The following is a 22,064-nucleotide window of genomic DNA, read 5'->3' as shown; positions in this document are numbered from 1 at the left end:
ACTCATTATTAAGGCGGAATTTTATACAGAGGAAACGATTTTGTGTCAATGAGGGACAATTACGCTGGGGAACAAAAGGCGGTGTCAGAAAAACACCGCCAGAATAAGATTTTAAATGAGGCTCTCTTTATCAATCCCGAGACGCTTCATGCGTGACAGCAGGGTGGTGCGTTTTAACCCCAGTCGCTGGGCGGCACCTTTTGGCCCGGCGACCACGCCGTTGGTCTCTTTCAGCACGCGCATAATGAGCTGATATTCATCTTCTCCCTCTTTTGCGGTCTCGGCGGCGGGCGCGGTCGCGTCAGGAAGCGTAACCTCAGGCAGGGAGAGTTGCAGCACGTTACCGCGCGTCAGCAGCACCGCGCGTTCGATGACGTTTTCCAGCTCGCGCACGTTGCCGGGCCATTCCATCGATGAAAGAGTGCGCAACGTCTCGGCAGGAATACTGTCGATGTTGCGCCCCATCCGGCGCGCGATCTTCGCGGTAAAGGCTTTGACCAGCAGGGGGATATCTTCCGGGCGCTCGCGCAGCGGCGGCAGGAAGATCGGGAAGACGTTCAGACGATAGTAAAGATCGCTGCGAAACTCGTGGTCGGCGACCATTTTTTTCAGGTCACGGTTGGTGGCCGCAATCAGCCGCACGTCGGTCTGGATAAGCTTGTTGCTGCCCAGGCGCTCAAACTCCTGCTCCTGCAGGACGCGCAGCAGTTTCGGCTGTAGCTCCAGCGGCATATCGCCCACTTCGTCGAGGAACAGCGAGCTTTTGTCCGCCAGCTCAAAACGGCCCAGCCGCTGGCTGCTGGCCCCGGTGAATGCACCGCGCTCGTGGCCGAACAGATCGCTTTCCAGCAGTCCCGCAGGCATTGCGGCGCAGTTCATCTTCACCATCCGTCGGCTGTTGCGGTTGCTCAGGTTGTGGATGGCGCGGGCTATCAGCTCTTTGCCCGTGCCGGTTTCGCCCAGAATCAGCACCGTGCTGTCGCTTTGCGCCACCATCTCAACCTGCTTAAGCACGCTGTACATGGCGTCGCTGCGCCCGATGATTTCACCAAACTCGCTGTCCACGTTGTTGAGTTGTTCGGTCAGGGCCAGGTTCTCATCCACCAGCCGCTCTTTCAGACGATGAATTTCCTGATAGGCGAGGGCGTTATCCAGCGCGATGGAAATACGCTCGGCAATCTGGCGCAGCAGCTTCAGGTTGGCGGTGGTGAACACGCCTTCCTCGCACTGCGCCAGCTTCAGCACGCCCAGCATGGTGTTGCCGGACATCAGCGGCAGCAGGCACAGGGTCTGAATTTTATTGCCCCAGGTGTTAAACAGCATCCGCTCGTACGGCGCGACCGGGTCCTGCTCGTTCAGGTTGAGCAGGAGGATCTCTTTGCTCTTGAAGACCCGCTCGGAAAGGGTGCCCGCTTCGTCCACCTCGCTCTGCTCGTGCGCCGGGTTGGCTTCATCGAGATAGTGCGTGGAGTAGATATTCAGCTTGCCCTTGCGATGCCCGCGCAGCGCAATGCTGATGGCGTCGATTTTGAAATAGTGGTGGATCTCTTTCGAAACTTCGCTGACCAGCTCGTCCATGTCCAGGCGGGAGAGCACGGCGTTGGTGATGGCGACCAGAATGCGGAAGTTGTCGCGCTCGCGGCTCAGCAGGTCGTAATCGACGTTATTGGTGACGCGGCTTTGGATCTGCTCCGCGACGACGGCCACAATCTGGGTAAAGGTGTGCAGGCGCTCGTATTCCGCCTCGCTCCAGGGCTGGTCGGTCGTGCGGATAAACTCGCAGCCGCCAAAAATCTGGCCCTCAGCCGCCAGCGGCAGCATGCAGTAATGCCCGAAAGGCTGATAGAGGTCGCTTTCCACCAGCTTCGGCCACGCCTGGCGGAATTCCGCAAAGTTGCAGTGCAGCACTTCAGGCCGGGAGAGTATGCGGCGCACCGGGCCGTGCGCAAGATACGTTTCGTCTTCGTATTCAAACGTTTTGCCATTATCACGCGTCGAGTAGTAGCTCGCGCGCTGCGTTCCGCTATGCCAGAGCACAATCGCGGCGCTGTCCGCCAGCGCCGATTGCCTGACCAGCCGCGTCAGGGCATCGCTCAGCGCGCCGAGATCGGGCTGCTGTAAAAGTGTGCGCGTGATGTCAAACAGGCCCTGCTGTCCAAGATCGCTCATCGGTGTATACGGCATATTGCTTTCCAATAGAAACTGGCAAAAAAGAGATTCAGTGCTGACCGCTTTTGGCGCGGTTCTAGCAAATACGGGGTAAGGGTTCCGCGTGCGGCAGATCCAGCGTCCGTTTAACGCCATATAGCCCGGCCAGGCGCACCCCTTTGCGCTCAACCACTTCACCAATCATCGCCGCCTCTTTTCCTGACGGATGAGCCCGCAGCTGTTCAAGAACGGCTTCCGCGGCCGCGCGTTCAACGCCAATCACCAGTTTGCCTTCGTTGGCGAAGTTAAGCGGGTCAAGGCCCAGCAGTTCGCAAAGGCCGCGAACGGCAGGCTTCACGGGCAGGCTGCGCTCGGTGAGTTCAATCCCGTACCCGCAGCTTGCTGCAAATTCGTGGACCACGGCGTTCACGCCGCCTCGCGTCGCGTCCCGCAGGGCTTTCACGCCGGGAATACCCCTCAGCGTCTGGATCAGCGGGGTGAGCACCGCGCAGTCGCTGCGCAGTTCCCCGTCCAGCCCCAGACCTTCGCGCAGGTTTAGGATGGTCGCCCCGTGGCAGCCCAGCGTTCCGGTCACGATCAGCACGTCGCCCACGCTAAGATGCTGTGCCGCCCAGTGAATATCGGCGGGGATCGCCCCCATGCCGGCGGTGTTGATAAACAGCTTGTCGGCCGCGCCGCGCTGCACCACTTTGGTATCGCCGGTGACGATAGCTATCCCCGCCTCGCGCGCGGTGTGCGCCATGCTGTTGACCACTGCCGTGAGCGTCTCCATCGGTAACCCCTCTTCGAGGATAAACCCGCAGGAGAGGTAGCGCGGAATGGCGCCGCTGACCGCCACGTCGTTGGCCGTGCCGCAGACGGCGAGCTTGCCGATATCGCCGCCGGGGAAGAACAGCGGATCGATCACGTAGCTGTCGGTGGAGAACGCCAGCCTGTCGCCCTGCGCGGTGAGGGTTGCAAGGTCAATGCGCGCCTGGTCTTCCTGTTCGGCGAGCCAGGGGTTGTTGAAGGCTTCCATAAACAGCCGGTTAATCAGCTGCTGCATCGCCTGTCCGCCGCTGCCGTGCGCCATTTCAACCGTATTCATGCTTCACTCTCCTGGTTGCGATACTGATACCACGCGGCACACGCCCCTTCGGAGGAGACCATCAGCGCGCCAAACGCCGTTTGCGGGTTACAGGTATTGCCAAATAACGGGCATTGATGCGGTTTGCATTTACCGGTGAGCACGTCGCCGCAGCGGGCCCGGGGATCGTCGCAAACCTGCTGCGGCTGCGGGCGGAAATGCGCTTCGGCGTCGAACGCGCGATAGGCTGGCGTCAGGCGCACGCCGGATTCGGCAATCAGCCCCAGACCACGCCATTCGCTGTCGCCCTCAACGCTGAACACGTCAGCTATCGCCTGCTGCGCCCGCTCATTTCCCGCATCCGGTACCACGCGGCGGTACTGGTTTTCCACTGCACTCAGGGCCGCTATTTTCTGCTCAACCAGCATGGTGACACCTTGCAGTAGATCAAGTGGTTCGAAACCAGCGACCACTAACGGACGATTGTACTGTTCAGCGATAAAACCGTAGGCGTCTGTGCCAATTACCATGCTGACATGCCCCGGTGCCAGAAAGGCGTCAATGCCGTTTCCCGGCTCTTCCAGCAGGCTGCGCAGCGTGGGAATGAGCGTAATGTGCTGGCAGAAGAAGAAAAAATTCCCGACGCCGCGCGCTTTCGCCTGCTGCAGCGTGATGGCGGTGGCGGGCATGGTGGTTTCAAACCCCAGACCAAAAAACACCACCTTGCGCGCGGGGTTGTCCTCCGCCAGCGTCAGGGCATCCATCGGCGAATAGACGATCCGGATGTCGGCCCCGCGCGCTTTCGCCTGCAGCAGCGAGCCGTTTTTCCCCGGCACGCGCATCGCGTCGCCAAAGGTGCAGAAAATGACGTCGGGCTGGCTGGCAATTTCGATACAGCTGTCGATGCGCCCCATCGGCAGCACGCACACCGGGCAGCCGGGGCCGTGGATAAACTCGATGTTCTCTGGCAGCAGCTGGTCGAGGCCAAATTTGAAGATGGCGTGCGTGTGTCCGCCGCACACCTCCATGATCCGCAGCGGTCTCTCTTTGGTGTAGTCCAGCAGCGCCGCGCGCGTTTTCAGGTGCCCGATAAGCTGCAGCACCTGCTCGGGCGCGCGGTATTCATCAACGTAACGCATGGCTAACGCTCCTCGCCGTACAGCAGCGCGCCCACGTCAGGCTCCACGTCGAACATGTTTTGCAGGGCATCCAGCGTGTCGCGGGCTTCCGCTTCGTTAATCACGCTCATGGCAAACCCCACGTGGACGAGCACCCACTGGCCGAGACGCGATGCGCCCGTTTCATCGCTGCTGCCCACCAGCGTCAGGTCCACGTCGCGCAGGATGCCGCAGACCTCCACTTTGGCCTGGTTCCCGTCAATGGAATGGATTTGTCCCGGTACGCCTATGCACATCGTTCACTCTCCAGCCAGTTCAGCCAGGCGTCCATGCCGTCGCCGCGCGTGGCGGAGACCAGCAGGATCTCAATCTCCGGATTCACTTCCCGGGCGCAGGACAGGCACTTATCCACGTCGAAGTTCAGGTACGGCAGCAGGTCGACCTTGTTCAGCAGCATGATGGACGCGGCGGCAAACATATGCGGGTACTTCAGCGGCTTGTCTTCGCCTTCGGTCACCGAAAGCACCGCCACCTTGTGGCGTTCGCCCAGATCGAAGCTTGCCGGGCAGACCAGATTGCCGACGTTTTCAATAAACAGAATGCCGTTATGCGCCAGCGGCAGACGCGGGGCGGCGTCGGCAATCATCTGCGCATCCAGGTGGCAGCCTTTGCCGGTATTGACCTGAATCGCCGGGGTGCCGGTTTCGCGAATGCGCGCCGCGTCGTTAACGGTTTGCTGGTCGCCTTCAATCACCGCGCAGGAGACGCGCCCGTTCAGGCGTTTGAGCGTTTCCGTTAACAGCGTGGTTTTGCCGGAGCCGGGGCTGGAGACCAGGTTCAGCACCAGCTGTTTGCGGGTGGCAAAGCGCGCGCGGTTGCGGGCGGCGATCTGGTTATTTTTGTCCAGCACGTTGATTTCCACTTCCAGCATCTGGCGCTGGCTGATGCCCGGCGCGTGGGTACCCGCTTCGCCGTGGCCGTAGTGCAGATCGCCCGCAGCGGAGCGCTGCGGGGCGAAGGTGATACCGGTTAAAGCCGCAGCAGGCCGCGGGGCAGGCGAAAAGGGCGCGGAGCGAAACGCGGAATGGGGACGGTGTTCATCCCCTTCTATATACAGGTTGCCTTCGGCGCAACCGCAGGTGCTACACATACTTTACTCCTTCTCGATTTCGAGGCGTTGGATCTGCATGCCGTCGTCCGCCACGATGCGAAGACCGGTGCTCTGACACTGCGGACAGCGCTGAACCTTTGATGACAGCAGGGTGACGTACTGCTGGCACTGCTCGCACCAGCACTCCGCCTGCTGCTCTTCGATATGGAGCTCGCAGCCTTCCGCCAGCGTGCCGCGACACACCAGCTCAAAACAGAAATGCAGGGCGCTGGGCTCGACGCAGGAAAACGCCCCGACCTTCAGCCAGACGCCGGTGACGCGTTTCGCGTGGTTTTGCACTGCCTGCTGTTCGATAAGCTCCAGGGCCCGCTGGCAGAGGGTGATTTCGTGCATGACGCCTCCTCAATGAATTGCGCCATTGAATGCAATAACGCTGCCAGCTTGATTTTTGTTAAGGCGTGACGATGTCAACGCTGTCGAAATGACACGTCGACACCGCGGCGTTGACAGCAGTTTTGCAATTAAACCCATTTAAAATCATTAGGATAAAAACTGGCATGGAATCTGCTTAACAGCCGCTATCTCCACTAAACGGATACCTTCTATGACTATTTGGGAAATCAGCGAAAAAGCGGATTACATCGCGCAGCGTCATCAGCAGCTGCAGGACCAGTGGCACCTCTACTGCAACTCTCTGGTTCAGGGCATAACCCTCTCGAAAGCGCGTCTTCACCACGCGATGAGCTGTGCGGCGCAGGGCGACATGCGCTTCGTCCTGTTCGGCCATTTCATCATCAACGTTACCCTGGCGGATAACTTCAACAGCCACACCATTGAGTACCACCTCGAGACAAAAGACGGCGAAAAACAGTGTATTGCGAAGGCGCAGCTGATGGCCGATGGCATGGTGGACGGCCACGTCAGCAACCGCGATCGCCAGCAGGTGCTGGAGCACTATCTGGAAAAAATCGCGCCGGTCTATAACGGCCTGTACGCCGCCGTTGAACACGATCTTCCGGTCAACCTGAAGCAGCTGATGGACGGAAACGCCTCAGCGAACGTGGCCTGACTCCTGCGTGTCGAGAAGTGTCGACAAGACAGTTTTTCGTCAAAAATGACTATCACCAGAGGATAACCCGGTGAACCGTTTTGTAATTGCTGACTCGACGGTCTGTATTGGCTGTCGAACCTGTGAGGCGGCGTGCTCGGAAACGCATCGCCTGCATGGGCTGCAGTCCATGCCGCGCCTGCACGTCATGCGTAATGAAAAAGAGTCTGCCCCGCAGCTCTGCCATCACTGTGAAGACGCCCCCTGCGCGGGCGTCTGCCCTGTGAATGCCATCACCCGCGTGGATGGCGCTGTCCAGCTGAACGAAAGCCTGTGCGTAAGCTGCAAGCTGTGCGGCATTGCCTGCCCGTTCGGCGCGATTGAATTTTCCGGCAGCCGTCCGCTGCATATTCCGGCGAACGCCAACTCGCCAAAAGCCCCGCCCGCGCCACCGGCTCCGGCACGCGTAAGCACGCTGCTGGACTGGGTGCCCGGCATCCGTGCCGTTGCGGTGAAATGCGACCTGTGCAGCTTCGATGAACAGGGCCCGGCCTGCGTGCGCACCTGCCCGACTAAGGCGTTGATTCTGGTTAACATTCGCGACATCGCCCGTACCAGCAAGCGTAAACGCGAGCTGACCATCAACAGTGATTTTGGCGACCTTTCTCTGCTACAGGCGCTTAACGAGGGGGCGAAATGAACGCGGCGATAATGATTACCAGCGCGGTAGCCTGTTTTGCTGGCGCCGCTGTTCTGGCGCTGATTTTCTCATTCCATAAAGCCCTCAGTGGCGCGATCGCCGGGATCGGCGGGGCAGCCGCTAGCCTGATGACGCTGGCGGCAGGCGGCGTTGTCCTGCTCGGCGGCCAGTCCGCAGAGGCCGTGATGCCGCTGATTCGCCACACGGTTGAGATCACGCCCCTGAACGCCATCTGGCTGGTGACGTTTGGCCTGTGCGGGCTGTTTATCAGCCTGTTCAATATCGACTGGCACCGCCATCCGCACGCCAGGGCTAACGGCCTGCTGGTTAACCTGCTGATGGCGGCGGCGGTCTGCACCGTTATCGCCAGCAACCTCGGCGCGCTGGTGGTGATGGCGGAAATCATGGCGCTGTGCGGCGTGTTCCTGACCGGCTGCAGCGCCTCCGGCAAGCTGTGGTTTGCGCTGGGACGCCTCGGGACGCTGCTGCTGGCGCTGGCCTGCTGGCTGGTGTGGCACCGCTTCGGCACGCTGGACTTCGCTGCGCTCAACGGCCATCCGCTGGGGAACGACGTCTGGCTGCTGGGCGTGATCGGCTTTGGCCTGCTCGCCGGCATCATCCCGCTGCACGGCTGGGTGCCGCAGGCGCATGCGAATGCCTCCGCGCCCGCCGCTGCGCTGTTTTCTGCGGTGGTGATGAAAGTGGGTCTGTTCGGGATTCTGGCGATTACGCTGACCGGCGGACAGCCGCCGCTGTGGTGGGGCGTCGTGCTGCTGGTCGCCGGAATGATTACCGCGTTCGTCGGCGGCCTGTACGCGCTGATGGAGCACAATATCCAGCGCCTGCTGGCGTACCACACCCTGGAAAATATCGGCATTATCCTGCTCGGAATGGGCGCGGGCGTGACCGGGCTGGCGCTCAATCATCCGGCGCTGATTGCCGCCGGGTTTATCGGCGGTCTGTATCACCTCGTCAACCACAGCCTGTTTAAAAGCACCCTGTTCCTCGGCGCGGGCAGCGTCTGGTTCCGCACCGGTCATCGGGATATCGAAAAGCTGGGCGGGATTGGCAAAAAGATGCCGGTGATTTCGCTGGCGATGCTGGTCGGGCTGATGGCAATGGCCGCGCTGCCGCCGCTGAACGGCTTTGCCGGGGAGTGGGTGATCTATCAGTCCTTCTTCGCGCTCGGCCAGAGCGACGCATTTATCGCACGCCTGCTCGGCCCGCTGCTGGCGGTCGGGCTGGCGATTACCGGGGCGCTGGCGGTGATGTGCATGGCGAAAGTCTACGGCGTGACCTTCCTCGGCGCGCCGCGCACCCGCGAAGCGGAAAACGCCTGCTGCGCACCCTTGTTGATGGGCATCAGCGTGGTCGCGCTGGCGCTGTGCTGTATCGCGGGGGGCGTCGCCGCGCCGTGGCTGCTGCCGCTGCTGGGCAACGCCATTCCGCTGCCGCTGACCGTGGCGAATACCACCGTCTCTCAGCCCATGATCGCGCTGCTGCTGATTGGCGCACCGCTGCTGCCGCTCGTCCTGATGCTGTTCTTCAAACGCGACCGGCTCGCCTCCCGCTCGCGCGGTGCGGCGTGGGCCTGCGGCTACGAACACGAACAGTCGATGGTCATCACCGCCCACGGTTTCGCCATGCCGGTGAAGGAGAACTTCGCCGCCGTGCTGAAGCTGCGCCACTGGCTGAACCCGGTGGGCTGGGTACCCGGCTGGCAGAGTGCCGCCGCGCCCGTATTGTTCCGCCGTCTGGCGGTCATCGAGCTGGCGGTGCTGGTGGTCATTGTGATTTCACGAGGAGCCTGACATGAGTTTGTTACTGGCCATTCTTCAGGCGCTGGTGCTGTTCGCCGCTGCGCCGCTGCTGTCGGGCATCACGCGCGTGGCGCGCGCCCGGATGCACAACCGTCGCGGGCCCGGGGTGCTCCAGGAGTACCGCGATCTCTTTAAACTGCTCTCCCGTCAGAGCGTCGCGCCGGATGCCGCAGGCTGGGTTTTCCGCCTGACGCCGTTTGTGATGGTGGGCGTCATGCTGACCATCGCCACCGCGCTGCCGGTGGTGACGGTGGCGTCGCCGCTGCCCGTGCTCGGCGATCTGATCACGCTTATCTACCTCTTCGCCATCGCCCGCTTCTTCTTTGCGATTGCGGGCCTGGACACCGGGAGCCCGTTTACCGGCATCGGTGCCAGCCGCGAGGCGATGCTCGGCGTGCTGGTGGAGCCGATCCTGCTGCTGGGGCTGTGGGTCGCCGCGCAGGTCGCGGGCTCCACCCACATCAGCTTTATCACCCACACCGTTTACCACTGGCCGGTGGCGCGCTCGATCCCGCTGGTGCTGGCGCTGTGCGCCTGCGCGTTCGCCACGTTTATTGAGATGGGCAAACTGCCGTTTGACCTCGCGGAAGCCGAGCAGGAGCTGCAGGAGGGGCCGCTTACCGAGTACAGCGGCTACGGCTTCGCGGTGCTGAAGTGGGGCATCAGCCTCAAACAGCTGGTGGTGCTGCAGATGTTTGTCGGCGTCTTCTTCCCGTGGGGGCAGATGACGCACTTCTCCGCAGGCGGTCTGGTGCTGACCGTCGTGGTTGCCGCCCTCAAGCTGCTGGTCGGCGTGCTGGTGATTGCCCTGTTTGAAAACAGCATGGCGCGCCTGCGTTTTGTGGAAACGTCGCGCATCACCTGGGCCGGTTTTGGTTTTGCATTTTTAGCGTTCGTCTCCTTGCTGGTGGCGTGATTAAAGAGAGTATTTATGTCTGAAGAAAAGAAAGGTCAGCAGTATCTCGCCGCGTTGCATCAGGCTTTCCCCGGCGTGGTGCTGGAGGAGTCCTGGCAAACCAAAGACCAGGTAACCGTCACCATTAAGGTGAACTATCTGCCGGAAGTGGTGGAGTTTCTGTACTACCAGCAGGGCGGCTGGCTGTCGGTGCTGTTCGGCAACGACGAGCGCCAGCTGTGCGGCAACTATGCGGTGTATTACGTGATGTCGATGGAGCAGGGCGAAAAGTGCTGGCTCACCGTGCGCGTCGAAGTCGACCCGGCTAAGCCGGAATACCCGTCCGTCACGCCGCGCGTGCCCGCCGCCGTCTGGGGCGAGCGCGAAGTGCGTGACATGTACGGCCTGGTGCCGGTCGGCCTGCCGGACGAGCGCCGCCTGGTGCTGCCGGACGACTGGCCGGACGAACTCTATCCGCTGCGCAAAGACAGCATGGACTACCGCCAGCGCCCGGCGCCGACCACCGATAGCGAAACCTACGAGTTTATCAACGAGCTGGGCAGCAAGAAGAACAACGTGGTGCCGATCGGGCCGCTGCACGTCACCTCTGACGAACCGGGCCACTTCCGCCTGTTCGTCGACGGCGAGAACATCATCGACGCCGACTACCGCCTGTTCTACGTCCACCGCGGCATGGAAAAGCTGGCGGAAACCCGCATGGGCTACAACGAGGTGACGTTCCTCTCTGACCGCGTGTGCGGCATCTGCGGCTTCGCCCACAGCACCGCCTACACCACCTCGGTGGAGAACGGCATGGGGATCGTGGTGCCGGAGCGCGCGCAGATGATCCGCGCCATTCTGCTGGAGGTGGAGCGCCTGCACTCGCACCTGCTGAACCTCGGCCTGGCCTGCCACTTCGTCGGCTTTGACTCCGGGTTTATGCAGTTCTTCCGCGTGCGTGAAGCGTCGATGAAGATGGCGGAGATCCTCACCGGGGCGCGTAAAACCTACGGCCTGAACCTGATCGGCGGGATCCGCCGCGACCTGCTGAAGGACGACATGATCCAGACCCGCCAGCTGGCGCAGCAGATGCGCCGCGACGTGCAGGAGCTGGTGGACATGCTGCTCAGCACGCCCAACATCGAGCAGCGCACCGTCGGCATCGGCCGCCTTGACCCGGAAATCGCCCGCGACTTCAGCAACGTCGGCCCGATGGTGCGCGCCAGCGGCCACGCCCGCGACACGCGTGCCGATCACCCGTTCGTCGGCTACGGCCTGCTGCCGATGACCGTGCACAGCGAGCAGGGCTGCGACGTCATCTCGCGCCTCAAGGTGCGCATCAACGAGGTGTTCACCGCCCTGAACATGATCGACTACGGCCTCGATAACCTGCCGGGCGGCCCGCTGATGGTGGAGGGCTTTACCTACATTCCGAACCGCTTTGCCCTCGGCTTTGCCGAAGCGCCGCGCGGGGACGACATCCACTGGAGCATGACCGGCGACAACCAGAAGCTCTACCGCTGGCGCTGCCGCGCGGCCACCTACGCCAACTGGCCAACCCTGCGCTATATGCTGCGCGGCAACACGGTTTCCGACGCGCCGCTGATCATCGGCAGTCTGGACCCGTGCTACTCCTGCACCGACCGCATGACCGTGGTCGACGTGCGCAAGAAGAAAAGCCAGGTGGTGCCGTACAAAGAGCTTGAGCGCTACAGCATCGAGCGTAAAAACTCGCCGCTGAAATAAGGACTCGCCATGTTTACCTTTATCAAAAAAGTAATCAAAACCGGCACGCAGACCAGCCGCTATCCGCTGGAGCCGATGCCGGTGGATAAAAATTTTCGCGGCAAGCCGGAGCACAACCCGCAGCAGTGCATCGGCTGCGCGGCCTGCGTCAACGCCTGCCCGTCGAACGCCTTAACGGTAGAAACGGATCTCAAAACCGGCGAGCTGGCCTGGCAGTTTAACCTCGGGCGCTGCATCTTCTGCGGCCGCTGCGAGGAGGTCTGCCCGACGGTCGCCATTCGCCTGTCGCAGGAATTCGAGCTGGCGGTGTGGAAGAAAGAGGATTTTCTGCAGCAGTCGCGCTTTGACCTGTGCAACTGCCGCGTCTGCAGGCGCCCGTTCGCCGTGCAAAAAGAGATCGACTACGCCATCGCGCTGCTGCAGCACAACGGCGACGCCCGCGCGGAGCATCACCGCGAAAGCTTTGAAACCTGCCCGGAGTGCAAGCGTCAGAAGTGTCTCCTGCCGTCCGACCGCATTGATATCACCCGCCATATGAGAGAGGCCAGCTGATGGAAAATTTACTCGGCCCGCGCGACGCTAACGGCATTCCGGTGCCGATGACGGTGGAGGAGTCCATCGCCAGCATGAAGGCGTCGCTGCTGAAAAAAATCAAACGCTCGGCCTACGTCTACCGCGTGGACTGCGGCGGCTGCAACGGCTGCGAGATTGAGATCTTCGCTACGCTGTCGCCGCTGTTTGACGCCGAGCGCTTCGGCATCAAAGTGGTGCCTTCACCACGTCATGCGGACATCCTGTTGTTTACCGGAGCCGTCACCCGCGCCATGCGCTCGCCCGCGCTGCGCGCCTGGCAGTCCGCGCCGGACCCGAAAATCTGCATCTCGTACGGAGCCTGCGGCAACAGCGGCGGCATCTTCCACGACCTCTACTGCGTCTGGGGCGGGACCGACAAAATCGTGCCGGTGGACGTCTACATTCCGGGCTGTCCGCCAACGCCCGCCGCGACGCTGTACGGCTTTGCCATGGCGCTCGGCCTGCTGGAGCAGAAAATCCACGCGCGCGAGCCGGGCGAGCTGGACAACCGGCCTGCGGCCATTCTTCACCCGGACATGGTCCAGCCGCTGCGGGTGAAGATCGACCGCACGGCGCGCAGGCTGGCGGGCTATCGCTACGGACGTCAGATTGCCGATGATTATCTGCGCCTGCTGAGCCAGGGCGACCATCAGGTGGCACGCTGGCTGGAGGCGGAAAACGATCCGCGTCTCAATGAGATCGTGGCAAACCTGAACAGCATCGTGGATGAGGCGCGTATCCGATGAGTGAAACGGTGGTGTTCAGCCAGCTGAGCCGTAAGTTTATTGATGAGAACGATGCCACGCCCGACGCGGCGCAGCAGGTGGTCTATTACAGCCTGGCGATTGGGCATCACCTCGGGGTGATTGACTGCCTGGAGGCGGCGCTGAGCTGCCCGTGGCCCGAGTACCTGGCGTGGATCGCCACGCTGGAGGAGGGCAGCACGGCGCGGCGCAAGATGGAGGGCGTGCCGAAGTACGGCGAGATCGTCATCGACGCCAACCACATTGCGATGCTCGCCAACGCTTTTGACGCGGCGCTCGCCAGGCAAACCCCCGGGCAGCAGGCGTGGAGCAAAACGCTGCTTAGCATGCTGCACGATATTCATCAGGAGAGCGCCATCTACCTGATGGTGAGGAGATTACGTGACTGACGTTTTACTGTGTGTCGGCAACAGCATGATGGGCGACGACGGCGCGGGTCCGCTGCTGGCAGAGATGTGCGCCGCGAATCCGCAGGGCAATTGGGTGGTGATTGACGGCGGCAGCGCGCCGGAAAACGACGTGGTCGCCATCCGCGAGCTGCGTCCGGAGAGGCTGTTAATCGTCGATGCCACCGATATGGGGCTCAACCCCGGCGAGATCCGCCTGATTGACCCGGACGACATCGCCGAGATGTTTATGATGACCACCCACAATATGCCGCTGAACTACCTGGTCGATCAGATTAAAGGCGACGTGGGCGAGGTGCTGTTTTTGGGGATTCAGCCGGATATCGTTGGGTTTTATTACCCGATGACGCCGCCGGTGAAGGAGGCGGTGGAACGGGTCTATTCACGGCTTGCGGAGTGGGTTGGGGATGGTGGTTTTTCTCAGCTCTGAGCAGTGCCGGGTGGCGGCTTCGCCTTACCCGGCCTACCAAACCCATCTCCCTCTCCCTGTGGGAGAGGGCCGGGGTGAGGGCAACAGGCTACTCCAGATCCCCCCCGTTACTCGCAATCACCTTCTTATACCACCAGAACGATTTCTTGCGCTTGCGGTCCAGCGTGCCGTTCCCGGCGTCGTCGCGGTCAACGTACACAAAACCGTAGCGCTTGCTCATCTCGCCCGTTGAGGCGGCCACCAGGTCGATGCAGCCCCAGGTGGTGTAGCCCATCAGCGGCACGCCGTCCTCAATCGCGTCGCCCATCGCGCGGATGTGCTCGCGCAGGTAGCTGATGCGGTAGTCGTCGTTGATCTCGCCGTTTTCATCAATGACGTCCTTCGCCCCGAGGCCGTTTTCCACCAGGAACAGCGGCTTCTGGTAGCGGTCGTACATCATGTTCATGGTGATGCGCAGGCCGAGCGGGTCGATGCCCCAGCCCCATTCGCTCACCTGAATATGCGGGTTACGCAGGGACTTCACGATGTTCGCCGCGCTGGTGTTGCCCGCGTTCATATCCGCCGACGCGCAGCGCGAGGCGTAATAGCTGAACGAGACAAAGTCGACGGTGTTTTTTAACAGCTCGTCGTCGCCGGGATCTTTCACAATCACCACGCCTTTTTCGCGGAACACGCGGGCGGAGTAGGCCGGATAGCTGCCGCGCGCCTGCACGTCGATGAAGAACAGGTTCTCGCGGTCTTTCTCCAGCGCCATCCACACGTCTTCCGGCTTGCAGGAGTAGGGGTAGAAATTGCCGCCCGCCAGCATGCATCCCACCTGGTTTTCCGGGTTTACCTCGTGGGCGATTTTGGTCGCCAGCGCGCTTGCCACCAGCTCGTGGTGCGCGGCCTGGTATTTCACCTGGTCTTCGTTTTCGCCTTCCTCAAACACCAGCCCCGCGCCGGAGAACGGGCTGTGCAGCATGATGTTGATTTCGTTGAAGGTCAGCCAGTATTTCACCAGCCCGTTAAACTCTTCAAAGCAGGTGCGGGCGTAGCGGGCGAAGAAATCGACCATCTTACGGTTGCGCCAGGAGCCGTATTCCGTCACCAGGTGCATAGGCACGTCAAAGTGGCAGAGCGTCACCAGCGGCTCGATGTTGTACTTTTTGCACTCCTCGAATACCGCGCGATAGAAGGCAATGCCCTCTTTGTTCGGCAGCGGTTCGTCGCCGTTCGGGTAGAGGCGGCTCCAGGCAATGGAGGTGCGGAACACCGTAAAGCCCATCTCCGCCATCAGGGCGATGTCCTCTTTATAGCGATGGTAAAAATCAATCGCTTCGTGGCTCGGGTAGAACTCGTCGTCACGCAGCGAAAAACGCTTTTCCTTACCGAGCTTCACCGCCAGGCGATTCGCGCCGTGGGGGATCATATCGACCGTCGTCAGTCCTTTGCCGCCTTCACGGTAAGCACCTTCACTCTGGTTGGCGGCAAGCGCGCCGCCCCATAAAAATCCTTGTGGAAAAACAGACATTCTTACCTCGCTTTCAATTTATGCTTTTGCTGCGTTGTTCTGTACCGGTGCGGTCTGCAGGGCGCGCGCTTTTTCAGCCTCATCTTCGACCGGGATATCCTCAAACCCTAAAAGCAGGGTCAGAACAAACGACAGCACCACTGCCAGCCCCATCACGCCGAACACCCAGACGATGGTCATCGGGTTCGCCGGGTCAAAGAACTGCACGCTGGTGAACAGCCCCGGTGCCGCCATCGAGTGGCTGGCAAGACCGGCTATGCCGGCGACCGCCCCGCAGATAAAACCGCTGATCAGGCTCGCAATCAGCGGACGTTTCAGGCGCACCGCCACGCCGTACAGGGCCGGTTCAGAGATCCCCGCCATAATGGCGGAGGCCGCTGCCGCCAGCGCCGTCTGGCGCAGTTCCGGGTTTTTGGTTTTCCACGCCACCGCCAGCGACGAGCCGCCGAGCGACAGGTTGGCGCCGATTTCTGACGGCATCACCATCCCTTCCTTGCCCGTTTCGGCAATGGTCTGAATGATGGTCGGCGTAAACACGCGGTGCATCCCGGTCATCACCAGCAGCGGCCAGAGCGCGCCCATGATGGCGACGGAGAGCCAGCCCAGGTAGCCGTGAATGGTGTAGACCAGCGCGGAGATGGCGCTACCGATCCAGATCCCCAGCGGGCCAATCAGCACGATGGCGAGCGGGGCGGCAATCAGCACGATCAGCATCGGCTTGAGGAAGTTTTTCGTCACCGCCGGGGTAATGCGATCCACCCAGCGTTCGATATACGACAGGCACCAGGTCATCACCAGCGCCGGGATGACGGTGTAGGTGTATTTCACCGCCGTCACCGGAATAAAGGCGAACTCAACGTGCTCGCCCTGCGCGGCTTTCGCCATCAGCTCGATAAAGCTCGGGTGCACCAGCACGCCGGCGATGGCGATGGCCAGCGACATGTTGGTTTTGAATTTCACCGCCGCCGAGGCCGCCACCATCAGCGGCAGGAAGAAGAAGGCGCCGTCGCCGATGACGGTCAGAATTGTGAGCGTCGGCGCGCCTTTTGGCAGCACGCCGGTCATCTCGAGGATCATCGCCAGCAGCTTGACCATCGAGCCGCCGATGATCGCCGGGATCAGCGGGGACATGGTGCCGATCAGCGCGTCGAGGATCCCGGCGCCAATGCGGCGTAAGGTCATCTTCTGCGGACCTTCCGGCACTGCGGGCTGCAGGTCCGTGGGCAGCAGGCTCACCACTTCGCGGTACGCCTGTGAAACCGTGTTGCCAATAATGACCTGGCACTGGTTGTCGTTGCGCACCACGCCGAGCACGCCGCTGATGCTTTTCAGTCGCGCAGCGTCGGTCAGGCTTTCGTCTTTCAGTACGAAACGCAGACGCGTCATGCAGTGGGTGACGGCGACGATGTTCTCTTTGCCGCCCAGCGCGCTGATAACGTCGTTCGCCAGCGCAGCGTAATTTTTGGCCATCGGATGTGATCCTGTTATTGTTGTGAGACATGTAGGAAACCGGTTCCACATAATCATCATGAGTTTCTGTGAATGAAACAAGATCGCTTTTTGACCATTTTTTCGTTTCGTGATGCAGATCGCAATGAGGTATCGAAAGCGTGATTTCACCGCTGCGACAATTTTTTTGCAGTGCAGTACACTGCGCTCCATCAGATTCAGACGGAATAACACTATGACCACGATGCTTGAAGTGGCGAAGCGGGCAGGCGTTTCGAAAGCCACGGTGTCCCGGGTGCTGTCGGGAAATGGCTACGTCAGCCAGGAGACCAAAGACCGGGTGTTTCAGGCCATTGAAGAGAGCGGCTATCGCCCGAATTTACTGGCGCGAAACCTGGCGACCAAACGTACCCAGACGCTGGGGCTGGTGGTGACTAACACCCTCTATCACGGCGTCTACTTTAGCGAACTCCTGTTTCACGCCGCGCGCATGACGGAAGAAAAGGGGCGGCAGCTGATCCTCGCGGACGGCAAGCACAGCGCGGATGAAGAGCGCGAGGCGATCCAGTACCTGCTCGATATGCGCTGCGACGCGGTGATTATCTATCCGCGTTTCCTGAGCGTGGAAGAGATGGATGAGATCGTCGAGAAGTGCGAGCAGCCGATTATGGTGCTCAACCGCCGCCTGCGGAAAAACAGCAGCCACTGCGTCTGGTCAGATCATAAAGCCTCCAGCCAGGAGGCGGTGTCGCAGCTGATTGCGAAAGGGCACCGGGAGATCGCGTTTATCACCGGCTCGCTGGATTCTCCCACCGGGGTTGAGCGTCTCTCCGGCTACAAGGACGCGCTGGCGCAGCACGGTATTCCGCTGCGCGAGGGGCTGATTGCGCAGGGAAAGTGGAACCCCGCCAGCGGCGCGGCGGCGGTTGCCGAACTGCTTGCGCGCGGTGAACGGTTTACGGCGCTGGTGGCGAGTAATGACGACATGGCGATCGGCGCCATGAAGCAGCTCCATGACAGCGGCGTGGCCGCACCGGACGCGGTGTCGGTGATCGGTTTCGACGACGTGGCCATCGCGCCCTACATCGTGCCGTCGCTCTCCAGCGTGCGTATTCCGGTGACGGAGATGATCAAAGAGACCATCAGCCGCCTGATCTTCATGCTCGACGGCGGTGAGTTTAAGTATCAGCAGACCTTCTCCGGCGAGCTTGTCCTGCGCGACTCCGTTATTGACGGCCCGCACCGCTGATGTCGACAGCTGTCATCGTCATAAGTGACGATGACAGCGCCGCCGTAATTTTTAAATTCACATAAAATCAATAAGTTAATTATTGGCACGGTTTATGAATATCTCCGCGCATAACTGTAATGCTGGAGAAGCAGATGAACCGTTTTATTATGGCCGATGCCAGTAAGTGTATTGGTTGCCGTACCTGTGAAGTGGCGTGCGTGGTTTCCCATCAGGCGGAGCAGGACTGCGCGTCGCTCACCCCTGACACCTTCCTGCCGCGTATCCACGTCATCAAAGGCGTGAATATTTCCACCGCCGCCATCTGTCGCCAGTGCGAAGACGCACCGTGCGCGAACGTCTGCCCGAACGGGGCGATTAAACGCGAGAAAGGCTTTGTGCACGTCATGCAGGAGCGCTGCATTGGCTGCAAAACCTGCGTGGTCGCCTGCCCGTACGGCGCGATGGAGGTGGTTGTTCGTCCGGTGGTACGCAACAGCGGCATGGGTCTGAGCGTACGTGCGGAGAAAGCCGAAGCCAACAAATGCGATCTTTGCTATCACCGCGACGCCGGTCCGGCCTGCATGGAAGCCTGCCCGACGCATGCGCTGGTCTGCGTGGATCGCGAGAAGCTTGAGCAGATGAGCGCCGAAAAGCGCCGTCGTGCGGCATTCGACACGTCGTCATCGCTGCTGTTCTGAACCGTATGTGCAGTAACGGTGTCCAGCTGCGCGTGCGGGGCAAGGTGCAGGGCGTGGGGTTTCGTCCCTTCGTTTGGCAGCTGGCGCAGGCGCTTCAGTTGACCGGCGACGTCTGCAATGATGGAGAGGGCGTGCTGGTGCGCCTCGCGGGTAATGGGGGGGCCTTTACCGCGAGGCTGCATCAGGACTGCCCACCGCTGGCACGCATTGACCACGTTGAAACGCAGCCGTTTACCTGGGCGCAGGTGCCGGAGGACTTTACCATCCGCCACAGCGCGGGCGGGGCGATGGACACGCAGATTGTCCCCGACGCCGCGACCTGTCCGGCGTGCCTGGCTGAAATGCGCGACCCCGGCGAGCGCCGATATCGCTATCCGTTTATCAACTGCACCCACTGCGGACCGCGGTTTACCATTATCCGCGCGATGCCCTATGACCGTCCGGCCACGTCAATGGCCGCATTTCCCCTCTGCGTGCCGTGTGAGACGGAATACCGTAACCCGGCTGACCGCCGCTTTCACGCCCAGCCGGTAGCCTGCCCGGACTGCGGGCCAGCGCTGGAATGGCGTGCGGGCGACATCACCGTTTCCCGTGAGGCTGCGCTGAGCGCGGCGGTGGCGATGCTGAAAAGCGGCGGCATAGTCGCGGTCAAAGGGCTGGGCGGTTTTCATCTCGTCTGCGACGCGCGTAATCCGCAGGCGGTCGCGACGCTTCGGGCACGCAAGCAGCGTCCCGCGAAGCCGCTGGCGGTGATGATCCCGAATGCGGACGGCGTGCCGGAGGCGATCCAGACGCTGTTACGCTCCTCCGCAGCGCCGATTGTGCTGACCCCAAAAGCCTCGCTACCCGGATTTCCCGAAGGGATTGCACCCGGGCTCGATTGTATTGGCATCATGCTTCCCGCTAATCCGCTGCAACACCTGCTGATGATTGACTGCCGGCGCCCGCTGGTGATGACTTCCGGCAACCTCAGCGGCAGACCGCCTGCCATGACCAACCAGCAGGCGCTGGATGAGCTCGGCGACGTCGCGGACGGCTTCCTGCTGCACAACCGCGATATCCTGCAGCGGATGGATGATTCGGTGATGGATCGCGACGGCGCGATGCTTCGCCGCGCGCGCGGTTTTGTGCCCGATGCCGTCGCGCTGCCTGCGGGTTTTGAGAATATCCCCGCCATGCTATGCACCGGCGCGGAGATGAAAAACACCTTCTGCCTGGTGCGTGGGAGCCAGGCGGTGCTGAGCCAGCATTTTGGCGATCTCGGTGACGAGGGTGTCGAAGCGCAGTGGCGCGGCGCGCTATCGCTGATGCAGAAAATTTACGCCTTTCAGCCGGATCGCGTGGTGTGTGACGCCCATCCGGGTTATCACACACAACGGTGGGCGCAGGCGCAGGGGCTGCCGGTCGAAACCGTACTGCACCATCACGCCCATGCGGCGGCGTGCCTGGCGGAGAACGGCTGGCCGCTCGACGGCGGAGACGCGATTGCCCTGACGCTGGACGGGATCGGCATGGGCGAGAACGGCGCGCTGTGGGGCGGGGAGTGCCTGCGGGTGAACTATCTCGCGTGCGAGCGTCTGGGCGGGCTGCCTGCCGTTGCGCTGCCGGGGGGCGACCTGGCGGCGCGGCAGCCGTGGCGTAATTTACTCGCCCATTGCCTGGCGTTTGTCCCTGACTGGCAGCAGTATCCGGAAACGCGCGCGGTTCAGCGTGAAAACTGGCCGCTGCTGGCAACGGCGATCCGGCGCGGCATCAACGCGCCGCAGGCCTCGTCCTGTGGCCGCCTGTTTGATGCGGTCGCCTGCGCGCTGGGTATTGAAACCCAATCCTGGGAAGGTGAAGCGGCCTGCCGGCTGGAAGCGCTGGCGGCGCAGTGCGCGGGCGTCGACCATCCGGTGACGCTGGACGTGGATAACCTCGCGCAGTTCTGGCAGCAGTGGCTGAGCTGGCAGGCGGAATCCTGCCAGCGCGCGTGGGCGTTTCACGACGCGCTGGCAAAAGGGCTGGCGCAACTCGCCGCACGCCATGCCCGACGCCTGTCGCTGTCGACAATCTGTCTCAGCGGCGGCGTGCTGCACAACCGTCTGCTGCGCGCGCGCCTGGGTCATTATCTTTCTGACTTTACGCTTCTTTTTCCTTCGCGCCTGCCCGCAGGTGACGGAGCGATCTCCTTCGGGCAGGCGGCGATCGCCGCTGCCCGGTCATGTACACAAAGGACTTAAAATGTTACGACTCTTACGCAATGAACCTCGCGCCGCGCTTCTGCTGCTGGCTCTGGTAATGGCAAACCTGCTGGCCTGGGGATGGGCATGGCACGCTTTTAGCGGCAGCACGGCGCTGATGGCCGCCAGCCTGCTGGCGTGGTGCTACGGGCTGCGTCACGCGGTGGACGCTGACCACATCGCGGCGATTGATACCGTGACGCGTAAGATGATGCAGCAGGGCAAACGTCCTTCCGGCGTGGGGGCGTGGTTCTCGCTGGGGCACTCCACCATCGTGGTGCTGGCCTCTATTGCTATCGCCGCGACCGCGACGGCGTTTCAGAAAAACATGGAATGGTTTCACGAAACCGGCAGCCTGATTGGCACCGCCGTTTCCGCCACCTTCCTGCTGGCGATGGCGCTGGTGAACATGGTGATCCTGCGCGGCGTCTGGCGCAGTTTTCAGGTGCTGAAACAGGGCAGGCCCGTGCAGGGCGACATCACGCTCCCTGCCCAGGGCGGCGTCATGAACTGGCTGTTTGGCAAAACCTTCCGCCTGGTGAATAAAAGCTGGCAGATGTACCTGGTCGGTTTCCTGTTTGGCCTCGGCTTTGACACGGCCACCGAGATTGGCGTGCTGGGGATCTCTGCCGCCAGCGCGTCAAGCGGGATGTCGGTGTGGTCAATCATGGTCTTCCCGGCGCTCTTCGCCAGCGGCATGGCGCTGGTGGATACTCTCGATAACCTGCTGATGGTCGGCGCCTACGGCTGGGCGTTCAACAAGCCGCAGCGCAAGCTCTACTACAACATGACCATCACCGGCACCTCCGTGGTGGTGGCGCTGTTTATCGGCGGGCTGGAAGCGCTGGGTCTGCTGATGGACAAATTTGCCCTCAGCGGCGGCGTGTGGGATATGATTGGCACGGTAAACGACAATCTGGGCAACGCCGGGTTTGTGGTGGTGGGGCTGTTTGTCGCCTGCTGGCTGATCTCCATGGTCAACTACCGCTGGCGCGGCTACGACGCGCTGGTGGTACGTTCCTGAACCGGCTCCTGCACGGCGCAACCTCCGCGACTTCCTCAATGGCTGGCGCATAGCGGCATACCGATAAAAAGATGCTGAAA

Annotated in this window: 21 protein-coding genes; 13 read left to right on the top strand and 8 right to left on the bottom strand. The window is 61.7% G+C overall.

The window, feature by feature from the left end; genetic code table 11:
* Window positions 1–111 precede the first annotated feature (111 nt).
* The 6 genes from flhA to hypA all read right to left on the bottom strand — a co-directional run bounded on the left by flhA (window position 112) and on the right by hypA (window position 5,857).
* Complete coding sequence (gene flhA, locus ACERY3_RS18825; RefSeq protein WP_373226241.1) at window positions 112–2,184, bottom strand: formate hydrogenlyase transcriptional activator FlhA; 2,073 nt, start codon at window positions 2,182–2,184, stop codon at window positions 112–114.
* 61 nt (window positions 2,185–2,245) lie between these two features.
* Window positions 2,246–3,256, bottom strand: a complete 1,011-nt coding sequence (gene hypE / locus ACERY3_RS18820) for a hydrogenase expression/formation protein HypE (RefSeq protein WP_193139890.1) — start codon at window positions 3,254–3,256, stop codon at window positions 2,246–2,248.
* On the bottom strand, window positions 3,253–4,374 hold the full coding sequence (hypD, locus tag ACERY3_RS18815; RefSeq protein ID WP_167818888.1) for a hydrogenase formation protein HypD: 1,122 nt from the start codon (window positions 4,372–4,374) through the stop codon (window positions 3,253–3,255). The genes hypE and hypD overlap by 4 nt, the downstream gene beginning before the upstream one ends.
* Window positions 4,375–4,376: 2 nt before the next feature.
* Entirely contained in the window at window positions 4,377–4,649 is a 273-nt protein-coding gene (locus ACERY3_RS18810) for a HypC/HybG/HupF family hydrogenase formation chaperone (RefSeq protein ID WP_023308975.1), read from the bottom strand.
* Window positions 4,640–5,503 carry a hydrogenase nickel incorporation protein HypB gene (gene hypB / locus ACERY3_RS18805; RefSeq protein ID WP_193139887.1) on the bottom strand — a complete coding sequence of 288 codons (864 nt, stop codon included), beginning with the start codon at window positions 5,501–5,503 and terminating at the stop codon, window positions 4,640–4,642. The genes ACERY3_RS18810 and hypB overlap by 10 nt, the downstream gene beginning before the upstream one ends.
* 3 nt (window positions 5,504–5,506) lie before the next feature.
* The gene (hypA, locus tag ACERY3_RS18800; protein WP_047059961.1) at window positions 5,507–5,857 is read right to left on the bottom strand and encodes a hydrogenase maturation nickel metallochaperone HypA; all 351 of its coding nucleotides are present in this window, start codon (window positions 5,855–5,857) and stop codon (window positions 5,507–5,509) included.
* A gap of 211 nt (window positions 5,858–6,068) precedes the next feature.
* Between hypA and hycA the strand changes: the two genes are divergently transcribed.
* From hycA to hycI, 9 genes are all read left to right on the top strand, one after another.
* Window positions 6,069–6,533: a formate hydrogenlyase regulator HycA gene (gene hycA / locus ACERY3_RS18795; RefSeq protein WP_023333209.1), complete on the top strand. Its 465-nt coding sequence runs from the start codon at window positions 6,069–6,071 to the stop codon at window positions 6,531–6,533.
* Window positions 6,534–6,603: 70 nt separating this feature from the next.
* Entirely contained in the window at window positions 6,604–7,212 is a 609-nt protein-coding gene (locus ACERY3_RS18790; protein ID WP_023308971.1) for a 4Fe-4S dicluster domain-containing protein, read from the top strand.
* The gene (gene hycC / locus ACERY3_RS18785; RefSeq protein ID WP_373226240.1) at window positions 7,209–9,023 is read left to right on the top strand and encodes a formate hydrogenlyase subunit 3; all 1,815 of its coding nucleotides are present in this window, start codon (window positions 7,209–7,211) and stop codon (window positions 9,021–9,023) included. Before ACERY3_RS18790 ends, hycC begins: the two co-directional genes overlap by 4 nt.
* Window position 9,024: 1 nt before the next feature.
* Complete coding sequence (locus ACERY3_RS18780; RefSeq protein ID WP_373226239.1) at window positions 9,025–9,948, top strand: respiratory chain complex I subunit 1 family protein; 924 nt, start codon at window positions 9,025–9,027, stop codon at window positions 9,946–9,948.
* Window positions 9,949–9,963: 15 nt separating this feature from the next.
* Window positions 9,964–11,673: a formate hydrogenlyase subunit HycE gene (gene hycE, locus ACERY3_RS18775; RefSeq protein ID WP_047059952.1), complete on the top strand. Its 1,710-nt coding sequence runs from the start codon at window positions 9,964–9,966 to the stop codon at window positions 11,671–11,673.
* Between the two features lie 9 nt (window positions 11,674–11,682).
* On the top strand, window positions 11,683–12,225 hold the full coding sequence (locus ACERY3_RS18770; protein ID WP_373226238.1) for a formate hydrogenlyase complex iron-sulfur subunit: 543 nt from the start codon (window positions 11,683–11,685) through the stop codon (window positions 12,223–12,225).
* Window positions 12,225–12,992, top strand: coding sequence for an NADH-quinone oxidoreductase subunit B family protein (locus ACERY3_RS18765; RefSeq protein ID WP_033146382.1), 768 nt, complete (start codon window positions 12,225–12,227; stop codon window positions 12,990–12,992). The genes ACERY3_RS18770 and ACERY3_RS18765 overlap by 1 nt, the downstream gene beginning before the upstream one ends.
* Window positions 12,989–13,399 carry a formate hydrogenlyase maturation HycH family protein gene (locus ACERY3_RS18760; RefSeq protein WP_045888098.1) on the top strand — a complete coding sequence of 137 codons (411 nt, stop codon included), beginning with the start codon at window positions 12,989–12,991 and terminating at the stop codon, window positions 13,397–13,399. Before ACERY3_RS18765 ends, ACERY3_RS18760 begins: the two co-directional genes overlap by 4 nt.
* Window positions 13,392–13,847, top strand: a complete 456-nt coding sequence (hycI, locus tag ACERY3_RS18755; protein WP_373226237.1) for a hydrogenase maturation peptidase HycI — start codon at window positions 13,392–13,394, stop codon at window positions 13,845–13,847. The genes ACERY3_RS18760 and hycI overlap by 8 nt, the downstream gene beginning before the upstream one ends.
* Before the next feature lie 88 nt (window positions 13,848–13,935).
* Here hycI and ACERY3_RS18750 read toward each other — a convergent pair whose 3' ends face one another.
* On the bottom strand, window positions 13,936–15,360 hold the full coding sequence (locus ACERY3_RS18750; protein ID WP_032660341.1) for a 6-phospho-beta-glucosidase: 1,425 nt from the start codon (window positions 15,358–15,360) through the stop codon (window positions 13,936–13,938).
* A gap of 18 nt (window positions 15,361–15,378) precedes the next feature.
* On the bottom strand, window positions 15,379–16,830 hold the full coding sequence (gene ascF / locus ACERY3_RS18745) for a PTS cellobiose/arbutin/salicin transporter subunit IIBC (RefSeq protein WP_373226236.1): 1,452 nt from the start codon (window positions 16,828–16,830) through the stop codon (window positions 15,379–15,381).
* A 214-nt stretch (window positions 16,831–17,044) separates the two neighbouring features.
* On the opposite strand from ascF, the gene ACERY3_RS18740 reads away from it, so the two are divergent.
* The 4 genes from ACERY3_RS18740 (at window position 17,045) to ACERY3_RS18725 (ending at window position 21,984) form a co-directional block, all read left to right on the top strand.
* Entirely contained in the window at window positions 17,045–18,058 is a 1,014-nt protein-coding gene (locus ACERY3_RS18740) for a LacI family DNA-binding transcriptional regulator (RefSeq protein ID WP_045888102.1), read from the top strand.
* A 134-nt stretch (window positions 18,059–18,192) separates the two neighbouring features.
* The gene (hydN, locus tag ACERY3_RS18735; RefSeq protein WP_039263391.1) at window positions 18,193–18,738 is read left to right on the top strand and encodes an electron transport protein HydN; all 546 of its coding nucleotides are present in this window, start codon (window positions 18,193–18,195) and stop codon (window positions 18,736–18,738) included.
* A 5-nt stretch (window positions 18,739–18,743) separates the two neighbouring features.
* A complete protein-coding gene (gene hypF, locus ACERY3_RS18730; RefSeq protein ID WP_373226235.1) occupies window positions 18,744–20,960 on the top strand; it encodes a carbamoyltransferase HypF in 2,217 nt (738 codons plus the stop codon).
* A gap of 1 nt (window position 20,961) precedes the next feature.
* The gene (locus tag ACERY3_RS18725; RefSeq protein WP_373226234.1) at window positions 20,962–21,984 is read left to right on the top strand and encodes a HoxN/HupN/NixA family nickel/cobalt transporter; all 1,023 of its coding nucleotides are present in this window, start codon (window positions 20,962–20,964) and stop codon (window positions 21,982–21,984) included.
* Window positions 21,985–22,064: the final 80 nt, after the last annotated feature.

The organism is Enterobacter cloacae complex sp. ESBL7 (genome assembly GCF_041679625.1).
Lineage (GTDB): Bacteria > Pseudomonadota > Gammaproteobacteria > Enterobacterales > Enterobacteriaceae > Enterobacter > Enterobacter asburiae_B.
The sequence above is the reverse complement of the archived record's forward strand: the minus strand, read 5'-3'. Positions and strand labels throughout refer to the sequence as shown.